This is a genomic window from Variimorphobacter sp. HTMS_6, from assembly GCF_059717775.1.
The window spans coordinates 3,722,456-3,735,277 of record NZ_AP046094.1 but is presented as its reverse complement, the minus strand read 5'-3'; the positions used below and the strand labels follow the sequence as shown (position 1 = coordinate 3,735,277).

The 12,822-nt window shown below is 35.4% G+C and carries 11 protein-coding genes and 1 tRNA gene; 11 read left to right on the top strand and 1 reads right to left on the bottom strand.

What is annotated here, in order from left to right; translation table 11 throughout:
- Window positions 1-331 precede the first annotated feature (331 nt).
- From AC6IWN_RS16845 to AC6IWN_RS16835, 3 genes are all read left to right on the top strand, one after another.
- Entirely contained in the window at window positions 332-1,168 is an 837-nt protein-coding gene (locus AC6IWN_RS16845; RefSeq protein ID WP_497988986.1) for a ParA family protein, read from the top strand.
- A gap of 21 nt (window positions 1,169-1,189) precedes the next feature.
- Entirely contained in the window at window positions 1,190-2,068 is an 879-nt protein-coding gene (locus tag AC6IWN_RS16840) for a ParB/RepB/Spo0J family partition protein (RefSeq protein ID WP_497988984.1), read from the top strand.
- A 129-nt stretch (window positions 2,069-2,197) separates the two neighbouring features.
- On the top strand, window positions 2,198-2,710 hold the full coding sequence (locus tag AC6IWN_RS16835) for a DUF4446 family protein (protein ID WP_497988982.1): 513 nt from the start codon (window positions 2,198-2,200) through the stop codon (window positions 2,708-2,710).
- Window positions 2,711-3,053: 343 nt separating this feature from the next.
- Here the strand turns inward: AC6IWN_RS16835 and adhE are convergent, their stop codons facing one another.
- Complete coding sequence (gene adhE, locus AC6IWN_RS16830) at window positions 3,054-5,684, bottom strand: bifunctional acetaldehyde-CoA/alcohol dehydrogenase (protein ID WP_497988980.1); 2,631 nt, start codon at window positions 5,682-5,684, stop codon at window positions 3,054-3,056.
- A gap of 477 nt (window positions 5,685-6,161) precedes the next feature.
- On the opposite strand from adhE, the gene AC6IWN_RS16825 reads away from it, so the two are divergent.
- The 8 genes from AC6IWN_RS16825 (at window position 6,162) to AC6IWN_RS16790 (ending at window position 12,762) form a co-directional block, all read left to right on the top strand.
- Window positions 6,162-7,052, top strand: coding sequence for a DUF3881 family protein (locus AC6IWN_RS16825; RefSeq protein ID WP_497988978.1), 891 nt, complete (start codon window positions 6,162-6,164; stop codon window positions 7,050-7,052).
- 167 nt (window positions 7,053-7,219) lie between these two features.
- Window positions 7,220-7,293: transfer RNA gene (locus AC6IWN_RS16820), tRNA-Arg, on the top strand.
- Between the two features lie 434 nt (window positions 7,294-7,727).
- A complete protein-coding gene (locus AC6IWN_RS16815; protein ID WP_497988976.1) occupies window positions 7,728-8,618 on the top strand; it encodes a phosphate ABC transporter substrate-binding protein in 891 nt (296 codons plus the stop codon).
- An 88-nt stretch (window positions 8,619-8,706) separates the two neighbouring features.
- Entirely contained in the window at window positions 8,707-9,645 is a 939-nt protein-coding gene (pstC, locus tag AC6IWN_RS16810) for a phosphate ABC transporter permease subunit PstC (RefSeq protein WP_497988974.1), read from the top strand.
- The gene (pstA, locus tag AC6IWN_RS16805; protein ID WP_497988972.1) at window positions 9,632-10,516 is read left to right on the top strand and encodes a phosphate ABC transporter permease PstA; all 885 of its coding nucleotides are present in this window, start codon (window positions 9,632-9,634) and stop codon (window positions 10,514-10,516) included. The genes pstC and pstA overlap by 14 nt, the downstream gene beginning before the upstream one ends.
- A 56-nt stretch (window positions 10,517-10,572) precedes the next feature.
- Complete coding sequence (pstB, locus tag AC6IWN_RS16800; RefSeq protein ID WP_497988970.1) at window positions 10,573-11,331, top strand: phosphate ABC transporter ATP-binding protein PstB; 759 nt, start codon at window positions 10,573-10,575, stop codon at window positions 11,329-11,331.
- Window positions 11,332-11,396: 65 nt separating this feature from the next.
- Window positions 11,397-12,059: a phosphate signaling complex protein PhoU gene (gene phoU / locus AC6IWN_RS16795; RefSeq protein ID WP_497988969.1), complete on the top strand. Its 663-nt coding sequence runs from the start codon at window positions 11,397-11,399 to the stop codon at window positions 12,057-12,059.
- A 16-nt stretch (window positions 12,060-12,075) separates the two neighbouring features.
- Window positions 12,076-12,762, top strand: coding sequence for a response regulator transcription factor (locus AC6IWN_RS16790; RefSeq protein ID WP_497988967.1), 687 nt, complete (start codon window positions 12,076-12,078; stop codon window positions 12,760-12,762).
- Window positions 12,763-12,822 lie beyond the last annotated feature (60 nt).

Here is a 12,822-nt window from a genome sequence, read left to right as displayed (position 1 = left end):
AAATAATTAAGGATTGTTGTTTCACAATATTTATACGAATAAACATCAATACAATTTATAAATTATTAATTAACTTTAGAATACCGATTGCACTGAATATTTATATATTCAATTATTTCTAAAATCAATCTATATAGATTGAATATAATTTCCGAAGTATCAATAATGTTATTTCTATATTCAATTACAGAAATATAATATAGATATTATGGATTAGATTATGAAAAGGCACTAGATATAATAAATAATTAATGATATAATAGGGGATGCGTAAGTCAGGATGAAATATGTTTGATTGCCTTAAAGATAAGATAAGAGAGGTGGAGAAATTATGGCAAGAATTATCGCTATCGCGAACCAAAAAGGCGGAGTCGGTAAAACAACTACTGCAATAAATTTATCTGCATGTTTAGCCGAAAAGAAGAAAAAGGTTCTGGCGATTGATATTGATCCTCAAGGAAACACTTCAAGCGGTTTGGGAATTGATAAGAAAAAAATTACGAATTCAATATATCAGATGATAATTGGTGAGTGTTCCATAGAAGATTGCAGAATTAATACTCCTATTAAATATCTTGACTTATTACCTTCAAATGTTAATCTTGCAGGAGCAGAAATTGAGCTAATTGGTGTTGAAGGACGTGAATACATATTAAAAAAAGAGGTTGAAAAAATTAGGAACGAGTATGATTACATTATCATAGATTGTCCACCTTCATTAAATACATTAACAGTAAATGCTATGACGACAGCGGATACAGTTTTGGTACCAATACAATGTGAATTCTACGCATTGGAAGGTCTTACACAGTTAATGCATACAATTAATTTGGTGAAACAAAGACTTAATCCTATGCTTGAGATGGAAGGCGTAGTATTTACTATGTTTGATGCTAGAACAAATCTTTCTTTACAGGTTGTTGAAAATGTTAAGAGTAATTTGAAGCAAAATATATATAAAACAATTATTCCTAGAAATGTTCGATTAGCAGAAGCACCAAGTCACGGCTTGCCTATTAACTTGTATGATTCAAAGTCTGCTGGAGCAGAAGGTTATCGACAACTAGCCATGGAAGTGATTGAAAAAGATAATGCTGAGTATTACGATAGTGATGAGATTGATAATAAAAGATCAAAAAAGAAAAAAACGAAATTAAAGAAAAAATAGATGCTATGAAGGAGGTCTCATATGGCAGTAAAAAAGGGACTTGGCAAGGGTTTAGATATTATGATTCCGGAGCAAATTATTGAGAATGCTAAGGAGAATACGGAAAATGTTTCACGTGAAACATTTATCCGTATAAGTGATATTGAACCAAATCGTACGCAGCCAAGAAAGAGATTTGATGAAGATGCACTCCAAGAGCTAGCTGACTCAATAAAGCAATACGGGGTAATACAACCTTTAATCTTGCAGAAGAAGGACAAATATTACGAAATAATTGCAGGCGAGAGACGATGGAGAGCAGCAAGATTAGCAGGACTGAAAGATATCCCCGCAATTGTGAAAGATTATTCTCCTCAGGAAATTGTTGAAGTAGCATTAATTGAAAACATTCAAAGAGAAGATCTCAATCCGATTGAAGAAGCACAGACATATCATAGGTTGATTCAGGAGTTTAATTTAAAACAAGATGAAGTTGCGGAACGTGTATCGAAAAGCCGTGCAGCCGTTACTAATTCGATGAGATTACTTAAACTGGATGATCGAGTGCAACAAATGTTGATTGATGATATGATAACCAGTGGTCATGCCAGGGCATTGCTTACGATTGAAGATAAAGAGATACAGTATAGCTTAGCGAATAAGATTTTCGATGAAAAGATGAGTGTTAGAGAAGTTGAAAAGTTTGTTAAGAAAATCGGAGAAGACAAACCAAAAAAGGACATTGCTGCTACTAATGAGGACATCCTAATCTATCGTGATATTGAAGATAAAATGAGAAATAAAGTTGGTACTAAAGTATCTATTCATCGTAAGAATAACAATAAAGGATCAATAGAAATTGAATATTATTCAAGCGAAGAATTAGAAAGAATCATTGAACTTTTTGATGCTTTGTCATAAAAGATTAGTGTAAATTATTCAAAGGCATCATTCTCACCTATTGTGTCTGTGATGTCCTCTGGACAAACTTACACAAATGCTTAGAAATAATATGGGTAAAAATATATAATCACTTGGGAGGAAAGTAAAATGAACGTAATAGATTTCATCAACGATAATATAGCATATGTGGCAATTGGACTTGCAGCATTTTCACTATTATTATTAATCTTTTTTATCGTTATTGCAGTAAAACAAAGAAAGTTGAAAAAAAAATACAAGAAATTTATGATGGGTGGAAGCGGAGAAAACTTAGAAGAGCAAATTTTATCTCGATTTGCGGATATTGATAAGCTTAAGAATGAAGCGAAGCAATTGAACCAAGAACTGAAAAAGGTAAATGATAATTTACTTATTACATTCCAAAAAATCGGTGTTGTTAAATATGATGCATTCAAAGAAATGGGTGGTAAATTAAGCTTTGTTCTTTGTTTACTTGATAAGAATAACAATGGCATCCTGCTTAATTCAGTACATAGCAGTAGAGAAGGATGCTATACTTATATAAAAGAAATCATCAAGGGAGAGTCCTTCCTGGAGCTTTCTGAGGATGAGAAAAAATCATTGGATCAAGCATTAAATAGTAATAATTTTATGGCATAGTTTTCAAGAAATTACTATTGTAATATAATAATTTTTTAAGGAAAGATGTAGTATTGCCTCACGCACAGGTTATAAAACAATGTTCATATTATGTGTTTCAAAGTCGTACATAACAGTTCGCTTTCGAAAAATATAATTATAAACATAGTCTACCAAACAGTGCATTATGGCAATGCTACATCTTTCGTATTAATTATCATATGCAACAGCCTTGTTCTATTCATTGATAAAATAAAACCATGATGACTGCACCTTCTTATATAGGAAGATCATCACTTCACTGGATGTCTTAAGTTAAGAATATAGGGACACAATCTATTACACAACAAGTCAACAAACATATTTATTTATTAACCGGTTTTGGAACATTTCCTTTACCATAATAGGCTAGTAAATAAAGTTCCTCAAGTTCAGATACTAGAGGAAGTCTGGGATTAGCAGTGGTACATTGATCACTAAAAGCAAGATCCGCAAGGGCGGGTACTTTTGATAAATAGTCTTTTTCATCAATCCCACCAAGTTCGATCAATGTAGCAGGAATGCCTAAGCATTTATTTAGCTCCTCAACATTACTTGCCAACATTTCGACTGCCTCATTATTCGTTTTCGGATTCTTTCCTAATTTCTTCATTAGTTCAAAAATCTTATCGCCTACGATGTAGCTTTCGTATTTCGGAAATGATGTAAACTTTGTAGGACATTCAACACCATTGTATCGAATTACATGAGGTAATAAGATAGCGTTAGCACAACCATGAGCAACGTGGTATTCACCACCTAGCTTATGTGCTAAGGAGTGATTTATGCCTAAGAAGGCATTAGTGAAAGCCATACCTGCAATAGTAGAGGCGTTATGCATCTTCTCCCTGGCTAGTGGGTTAGCAGCACCCTCCTCGTAAGAAGCTTTTAAATATTTAAATACCAAATCAATTGCATGGATTGCTAAAGCATCGGTATAATCGGATGCAACAATTGAGATATAGGATTCAACTGCATGTGTTAATACATCCATACCGGTCCAAGCAGTAGATATCTTTGGTACACTCATAACAAAGTCAGGGTCAATAATTGCAACGTCAGGAGTTAACTCATAGTCAGCCAACGGATATTTTTTGTTTTCCTTTTTATCCGATATAACTGCGAATGAGGTTACTTCAGATCCAGTTCCTGAGGTTGTCGGAATTGCAACAAATTGTGCTTTTTTACCTAACACAGGAAACTTATAGGTACGCTTACGAATATCCAAGAATTTAAGGGACATGTTTTTAAAATCCGCCTCTGGATCCTCATAGAAGAGCCACATACCCTTAGCCGCATCGATAGCAGATCCACCTCCGAGAGCAATTATAACATCTGGATGATACTTGTTCATTTCATCTACGCCCTTTAATACGGTTTCAAGACTTGGATCCGGCTCAACCTGATCGAATATCTCACAATGTACATAATCTGTACGTTTTCTTAATTGGTACAATATTTTATTTACATAACCTAACTGAGTCATGGATGGGTCAGTTACTATGAAGGCTTTTGTAATGCCTGGCATTTTTGCTAAATATGCAGTTGATCCGGATTCGAAATATATTTTACTCGGAACCTTAAACCATTGCATATTCACCCTCCTCTTAGCAACACGTTTATAATTTACTAAGTCAACCGCGGAAACATTATGTGTGGTAGAATTGCCACCGTAGGAGCCGCAACCCAAGGTAAGGGAAGGCATGTTTGTATTATAGAGATCACCGATCGCTCCATGCGTAGATGGGGAGTTTACAAGTATTCGACCGGTTCTCATCTTGGCTGAAAAGTTTTTAATTACATTTTCATCTGAAGAATGTATAACGGAAGAGTGTCCTAGACCACCAAGCTCAACCATCTTTTCACAGAGTTCCAGTCCCTTTTCCGCACTTGCTGCTTTTATAATCGCTAGTACAGGAGATAATTTTTCTTTACTTAATGGATACTCCGGACCAACGCCGTCTAGTTCGGTACATAATATTTTAGTCTGAGCAGGAATTTCTATACCGGCCAAAGCAGCGATTTTCACCGGAGGTTGACCAACAATGGCAGGATTAACAGCTCCAGTCTTTTCGTTTATTACGATTGGCTCTAATAATTTAATCTCTTCCTTGGTCGCAAAATAGCAGCCAGCTTTCTTCATTAAATCTATAACTTCTTTATAAATAGGGGCATCAATAATAGCAGCCTGCTCTGAGGCACATATCATACCGTTATCAAAAGATTTAGATAATACTAAATCATTAACAGCACGTTTTAGATTAGCTGTTTTTTCAATAAAGCAAGGGACATTACCCGGGCCTACACCGAGAGCCGGCTTACCACAGGAATATGCTTGCTTAACCATGCCGGAACCACCGGTTGCTAAAATCATAGATACATCAGGGTGATTCATCAATTCTCTTGTTGCATCGATGGAGGGATATTCAATCCATTGAATACAGTTCTTTGGAGCTCCTGCTTTTATTGCTGCTTCATATAATGTCCTAGCTGCTTCCCTAGAACACTGTTGTGAACTTGGATGGAAGCCGAAGATAATTGGGTTTCTGGTTTTTATACAGGTGAGGCATTTGAACATAGTGGTTGAAGTTGGATTTGTAACCGGAGTTACGCCTGCCACAATTCCGACAGGTTCAGCCACAATCATGTAGTCTTCTTCATCATTATCTTCAATTATACCGACAGTCTTTTGATACTTGATAGAGTGCCATACGTATTCAGTAGCAAAGATGTTCTTTGTTATCTTATCTTCGTAAATACCTCTTCCCGTTTCTTCAACGGCCATTTTTGCGAGTATCTGTTGCTTTGAAAGACCCGCCAACGCCATCTCATGAACGATATTATCAATAGTTTCCTGGTCTAAAGTTAGAAAGTCTTTTAAAGCTTGAATTGCATTGGCTACCAAACTATCAACATGCTCCTTAGGAGTGGGTTGTTTCAGATTTTCACTGGACATGTTCATTCCTCCCTAGATTGTTAAATACATAGCATAATATCATTTTAATATAAAGTACAATTATTATTTCACAAATAAGATTGTTAAACATATAACAATCAAATATTTCTATTTTATTTGTAAACAAATATCGAAGATATACAACACTGTTAGTTGTATGATAAAAGTTAACATATCATGCATAAAAATCATGTGAGTAATATATAAATTTTTGTTTAAATTTCCATATAATAACAGGTATATATTAAAAAAGAGTATGAATTAATAAATTGAAAAGAAGTTATAAACATATGTGCATGAATTGTAAAATTTTGTGGATTATATTTAGACTTATGATTTAGTAGGTGGATTAAAGTAATACCATACGAATCTATTGCCAGTATGAATAAAATATGATATAAATAATTATTACATGAAATTGATATAGGGAACGTAAAATATAATGAGTTTGTTCAGTAATGATTGGAAGTGATAACAATGCATAGTTTTATGAGAGCAATAGGTTTTAGCAACATTAATAATAGAATGGATTTAAATGTTCTATTTGAAGATATTATTGATCATCCCACACGAATGCGCCTAATTCAGATTGGAGAGAAGGAGAATCTCACCGAGCTGACAATGGAATATGCCGAGGGGATGGGCATAACACTCCGTGGGGAGATGGATGAAAATAATAAGTTTCAAATTGAACATTATTTTCCGTGTCTTTATGGTCAGAATGTCAGCACCAGGGAAGAGGTTGGTATTAATAAAAGAGTAGATACTGAGGCATACACCGGAATGTGTGATGATTTTCGACTTGGGGTTTCATTGATTTTTTACCTGCAGAATGTAATTGAGTTTTTGGAGAAGAAAAAGCAGAATATGCCGTTGACAACACCTTTTTCAATTACTTTGGCCGCATTGTCTTTAGATGGAAGAATTCTTCTACCTATAGAAAAGGATGAAATACAGGTACGAAACATAACCGCCGAGACGAAATACCGTAATAATCTGATTGCTGAAGCAAAAAAGGGTAATCAGGAGGCAATTGATAGCTTAACAATTGATGATATTGATACTTATGCGATGGTATCCCGAAGAGCTAAGAAAGAAGACATCTATACAATCGTGGATACATCATTTATTCCGTTCGGATCAGAGTCAGATAATTATAGTATTATCGCAACGATTACGGAAAGTAATTTGATTACCAATCAGATCACCACAGAAGAAATATATGATTTGCAATTAATGTGTAATGATTTGAGTTTTCGTGTATGTATTAATAAGGAAGATCTTTTAGGGGAACCTGCTGTTGGAAGAAGATTTAAGGGTAATATATGGATGCAGGGTAAGATAGATTTTTCAGAAAATGAAAAATAATAATTATGTTTAATATAAAAGAGCTGCTGTAGGTATTTATTCCGATTGAAATTATTTTAATTTGTTTTGGAATTAATATTATACATCAGCTCATTTTTGCATTTCTGGTTTATCATTTAATCATTGACTAACCGGGTAGGAAATAGTAGAATAACTATGTTGTTTACGTGCTTGTAGCTCAGCAGGATAGAGCGTCCGCCTCCTAAGCGGAAGGCCGTGGGTTCGAATCCCGTCAAGCACATTATTTGAATCGAGGTTTGAAAGATAACTTTAATTAGGGTATTATAAGCCCTTATTAACCTGAGATTCCTGTCACGCAAATTATTCATGATAATATGCATATGATTGTGTTATGGTTATAATTAAAGATTTGTTTTATGTATGTTAAGTATAATAACTTAGAATCAGGACATAAGATACTTTTTTCAATATTTTAGAAAATAGAAAAGATGCTGTAAATTTAGTCGTTGTATATCGATAAATTTGCTGCATCTTTTCTGTTTTCTACGAATAGAACTTCTAAATCTATTTATAATACCAAATGTATACTTAATTATACCACTTTACATGGATTTCACAGAAACAATACAAAAGTGTGGTATTTACGTGTGCTTATTCATGTTAACTTAGTATTGTAATCAGAGAGAACATTGTAAATGAAAAAGGAGATTTAAGATGAAGAATTTAAGAAAAATAGCAGTTTTATTTTTGACACTAGTTATGATTACAGGAGCATTAGCTGCATGCGGGAACAAAAGTGAAGATTCAAACAAATCAGATAATAATAATACACCAGGCACAGAAGCAACAAAGAGTCCAGATAAAAACTTAAGCGGATCAATTACTTTAGCAGGATCCACTTCAATGGAAAAATTGGCGAACGCAGCCGCAGAAGCATTTATGGAGAAAAATCCTGATGTACAAGTATCTGCTGAATTCACCGGTTCCAGCGCCGGAATTGAAGCACTGCTAGCAGGATCCGTTGATATCGGAGATTCCTCAAGAAGCTTAAAAGATGAGGAAAAGAGCAAAGGCGCAGTTGAGAATATTGTAGCGATTGATGGTATTGCAGTTATTACAGACAAAGCAAACAAAGTAGCAAATCTTACAAAAGATCAGTTAGCAAAAATTTATAAGGGTGAAATTAAGAACTGGAAAGAAATCGGTGGAGCTGATCAGCCAATCGTAGTAATAGGTAGAGAGGCAGGATCCGGTACAAGAGATGCATTTGAAGAACTCCTTGAGATTAAAGATGCTTGTAAGTATTCTAACGAAATCAACAGCACCGGTGGTGTTTATTCAAAAGTATTAAAAACTCCGGGAGCAATTGGATATGTATCACTTGATGTCCTTGATGATACAGTGAATGCGGTTAGCGTTGATAATGTTAAACCTACTGAAGAAAACGTAAAATCAAGAACTTACTTATTAAGCCGTCCTTTCGTAATGGCAACAAAAGGTGAGATCGCTAAGCAGAGCGAATTAGTTCAAGCATTCTTCGACTTTATGAAATCAGCTGATGGTCAGGAGCTTGTAAAGAGTGTTGGATTAGTAACAATTGACTAATATCTAATATAAGCATACTTTAAGGAAGAATTATCACTCAAGATAATTCTTCCTACAGTTGTTCAAAAGTAAATAACAAGGAGACTATATGAGCGATAAGAGCTTTTCTATTATAGGAAATTATAAAACAAAGAACACCGTAGAAAGAATCGCACATGTTATATTTGTAGCCTGCGGATTATTAGCGGTAGTTGCAGTATTTTCAATTACTTTATATATGATTATTAGTGGCACGCCAGCTATATTTAAGGTAGGATTAAAGGACATATTATTCGGAACCGTTTGGAAACCAACGGCTGCGAACCCAAGCTTCGGTATTCTATATGTAATACTTACTTCTATCGTAGGTACTGCTATGGCGATAGCAATTGGTGTACCAATTGGACTTATGACCGCAGTTTTTTTGGCAGAAACTGCACCCAAACGTCTTGCTAATATCGTTAAACCTGCTGTTGAATTATTAGCAGGCATCCCTTCTGTTGTATATGGCTTATTGGGTATTTTGATTTTAAGCCCATTAATTTATAAAATAGAAATGTCTATATTTAAAAACTCACCGGATCATCAATTTACTGGAGGGTCTAATCTGATATCTGCAGTGTTGGTTTTAGCGATTATGATACTTCCTACTGTTATTAATATCAGTGAGACGGCATTAAGAGCAGTACCCAGTCACTATAAACATGCTTCTTTAGCGCTTGGTGCATCCCATATTCAGACGATTTTTAAGGTGATTATTCCGGCAGCAAAATCCGGTATTGTAACCGCAATCGTACTTGGTGTCGGAAGAGCAATCGGTGAGGCTATGGCGATCAACATGGTAGCCGGTAATGGTGTAAATATTCCGCTTCCATTTAGTTCAGTTCGATTTCTTACAACCGCAGTTGTTAGTGAGATGGGATATGCATCCGGTACGCACAAACAAGTACTGTTTACAATCGGTCTAGTTTTATTCGTATTCATTATGGTCATTAATCTTATTCTTAATAAAATAATGAAAGGGGGTAAGAAGGATGCCGACAACTAAAAGTATATTTGACAAGCGCTCAAGAACACTGGATACATTAGCGCATGTAATGATTTATTTATGTGCATCAGTATCGATCCTTATCCTTGCCGGAATTGTAGGTTATGTATTTTTCCGTGGTGTCTCAGCTGTTAATTGGTCATTTCTTACCACCGTCACGAGTAGCTTAAGACAGACCTATGGTATTGCAGGTAATATAGTTAACACAATTTATATCATATTAATTACATTATTAATATCGGTACCATTTGGTGTCGGAGCAGCAATTTACTTAAATGAATATGCTAAACCGGGAAGACTAGTGCGACTTATTGAATTCACAACTGAGACTTTGGCAGGTATTCCGTCTATTATATTTGGTCTATTCGGTTTCGTGTTCTTTGGTGCTACATTAGGTTTTAAATTCTCCATATTGACCGGTTCGTTGACCTTAGCAATTATGGTGCTTCCGCTCATCACAAGAAGTACACAGGAAGCTTTAAAGACCGTACCTTCCAGTTATCGTAGCGGCGCTCTCGGTATCGGCGCTACAAAATGGTATATGATCCGAACAATTTTAATTCCTTCCGCTATGCCGGGTATTATAACAGGTATTATTCTTTCAGTTGGACGTATTGTAGGTGAATCTGCAGCCTTATTATTCACTGCTGGTAGTGGCTATCTTCTTCCGAGATTAGGAAACTACGGTGAGGGTTTGATTGATAAGGTAGGACAGCCGGGTGGTACACTTACAATACAGTTATACTTATGGATGGAGAAAGCAAAGTACGAACAGGCCTTTGGTATCGCATTGGTTTTACTGGTCATCGTATTTGGTATCAATATGCTTACGAAGTTCTTAGCACATAAACTTAACGTGAATAAGCAATAGACTATATAAATAATTAAATTCCCGGCGCATACGTGTGGAGTTTAGATGGAGGATATATGAATAAAGATAAAATCATAACGCAAGCATTAAATTTGCACTACGGAACAAACCATGCTTTAAAAGATATTGACATGAATATTAAAGAAAAAGCGATAACTGCCTTTATTGGTCCTTCCGGTTGTGGAAAATCTACTTTTTTAAAAACATTAAATCGAATGAATGATTTGATTCCTAATGTTACAATTGATGGTTCTGTTATATTGGATGGAGAAAATATCTATGATAGCGGGGTAGATACTACTTTGTTGAGAAAAAAAGTAGGTATGGTGTTCCAACAGCCAAATCCTTTTCCGATGTCTATCTATGATAATGTTGCTTATGGTCCAAGAATTCATGGAATCAAATCAAAGGCAAAACTTGATAAGATTGTGGAAGAGAGTTTAATTGGTGCAGCTCTGTTTGAGGAAGTAAAAGATCGATTAAAAAAATCAGCATTAAGTTTATCCGGTGGCCAGCAGCAAAGACTCTGTATCGCTAGAGCACTTGCAGTAGAGCCGGAGGTACTATTAATGGATGAGCCAACTTCAGCGCTTGATCCAATCTCCACCTTAAAGATAGAGGACTTAATGTCCGATCTCAAGGAAAAGTATACGGTTGCTATCGTTACCCATAACATGCAACAGGCTGCTCGTATTTCAGATTATACGGCATTTTTCCTTGTCGGTGAAGTTGTTGAATTCGCAACTACTGACACCTTATTTACCAGACCTACGGATAAGAGAACAGAGGATTATATCACCGGTAGATTTGGTTGATTCAGTAGTCTGCTATTTGACTATAAAAGAAACATCAACTATAATTAGTATTAAGGAGGTTATTTATGACCGCTAGAATGAGTTTTGAACATGAACTACAATTACTAAAAGATAATTTACATGAAATGGGACAACTGATTGAATCTGCAATTGAGAAAACTTTAATTGCATTTGAATCTCAAGATGAAGCCGTTGCAAATGAGATTATACAAGAAGATCGAACCATTAATGATATAGAAAAGACAATCGAATCCAGATGTCTATCCCTAATATTAAAGCAACAGCCAGTTGCAAGAGATTTAAGAGTTGTTACTACCGCTCTTAAAGTAGTAACAGATATGGAACGTATCGGTGATCATGCAGCTGATATTGCTGAGCTTATCATTCGAGATAAAAGACAACCATTATTTAATCTGGTACAGCATATTCCTGATATGGGTAAAGCAGCAAAGCAGATGGTGCATGATTCAGTTCATGCTTTTACAAGTCTTGATACGGAGAAAGCAAAAGAAATTGCTAAAAAGGATGATATTGTAGATGATCTTTTTGATAAAGTAAAGGAAGAAGTAGCATTGTTACTTCGTGCTTCGAATGAACATGTCGATCAATGTGTAGACATATTAATGATAGCAAAATATTTTGAACGTATTGGTGACCACGCCGTAAACATCTGTGAATGGACCGAATTTAATGAAACAGGATCCGTAAATAATATCAGAATATTATAAAATGGGGGGATTCCATTTGGAAAAAGTATATGTTATTGAGGATGATGAAAGTATACGGGAATTGTTAAAGGTAGCATTAGAAGGATTTGGTTATAAGATTAAAGCTTATGAATCGGCAGAACCTGCGTTACTTGATATGAAGGAGGATAAGCCTGATTTGGCATTGTTTGATTTAATGCTGCCGGGAATGGATGGCTTATCCGCAATTCGTTTGCTCCGTCAAGACCCACAGTTAAAAAATGTACCCGTTATCTGTTTGACTGCAAAAGACAAAGAATTGGATAAAGTCATGGGATTGGACGTTGGTGCGGATGACTATATTACGAAGCCCTTCGGTGTATTAGAGCTTGCAGCGAGAATTCGATCGTTACTCCGTCGTTCTGTGAGGGAAGAAAGTGCTTTTTATATAAACATTAATTCCGTTACAATTAATACACAGACCCGTGAGGTAAGAAATGATGGTCAATTAGTAGAATTGACATTTAAAGAATATGAGCTATTATTATACTTAATAGAACATGATTCCAGAGTGGTAAACAGGGATGAATTGTTGAATCAGATCTGGGGCTATGATTATGACGGAGAGACCAGAACACTAGACAGTCATATCCGTACGTTACGCCAAAAGCTCGGAAGAGTCGGCACTGACTGTATCAAAACAGTGCGTAGTGTTGGCTATCGATTTGTAAAAGCAGATAATTAAAAGGGTGCTGATGTAAGTGTTTTTGCATCAGCATTTGTTACATTAAGATATAAACAGGGG

Excerpts from the sequence above, each read along its gene's own strand:
- AC6IWN_RS16845 (WP_497988986.1), top strand. The coding sequence starts at position 332 with ATGGCAAGAATTATCGCTATCGCGAACCAAAAAGGCGGAGTCGGTAAA.
- AC6IWN_RS16840 (WP_497988984.1), top strand. The coding sequence starts at position 1,190 with ATGGCAGTAAAAAAGGGACTTGGCAAGGGTTTAGATATTATGATTCCG.
- AC6IWN_RS16835 (WP_497988982.1), top strand. The coding sequence starts at position 2,198 with ATGAACGTAATAGATTTCATCAACGATAATATAGCATATGTGGCAATT.
- adhE (WP_497988980.1), bottom strand. The coding sequence starts at position 5,684 with ATGTCCAGTGAAAATCTGAAACAACCCACTCCTAAGGAGCATGTTGAT.
- AC6IWN_RS16825 (WP_497988978.1), top strand. The coding sequence starts at position 6,162 with ATGCATAGTTTTATGAGAGCAATAGGTTTTAGCAACATTAATAATAGA.
- AC6IWN_RS16815 (WP_497988976.1), top strand. The coding sequence starts at position 7,728 with ATGAAGAATTTAAGAAAAATAGCAGTTTTATTTTTGACACTAGTTATG.
- pstC (WP_497988974.1), top strand. The coding sequence starts at position 8,707 with ATGAGCGATAAGAGCTTTTCTATTATAGGAAATTATAAAACAAAGAAC.
- pstA (WP_497988972.1), top strand. The coding sequence starts at position 9,632 with ATGCCGACAACTAAAAGTATATTTGACAAGCGCTCAAGAACACTGGAT.
- pstB (WP_497988970.1), top strand. The coding sequence starts at position 10,573 with ATGAATAAAGATAAAATCATAACGCAAGCATTAAATTTGCACTACGGA.
- phoU (WP_497988969.1), top strand. The coding sequence starts at position 11,397 with ATGACCGCTAGAATGAGTTTTGAACATGAACTACAATTACTAAAAGAT.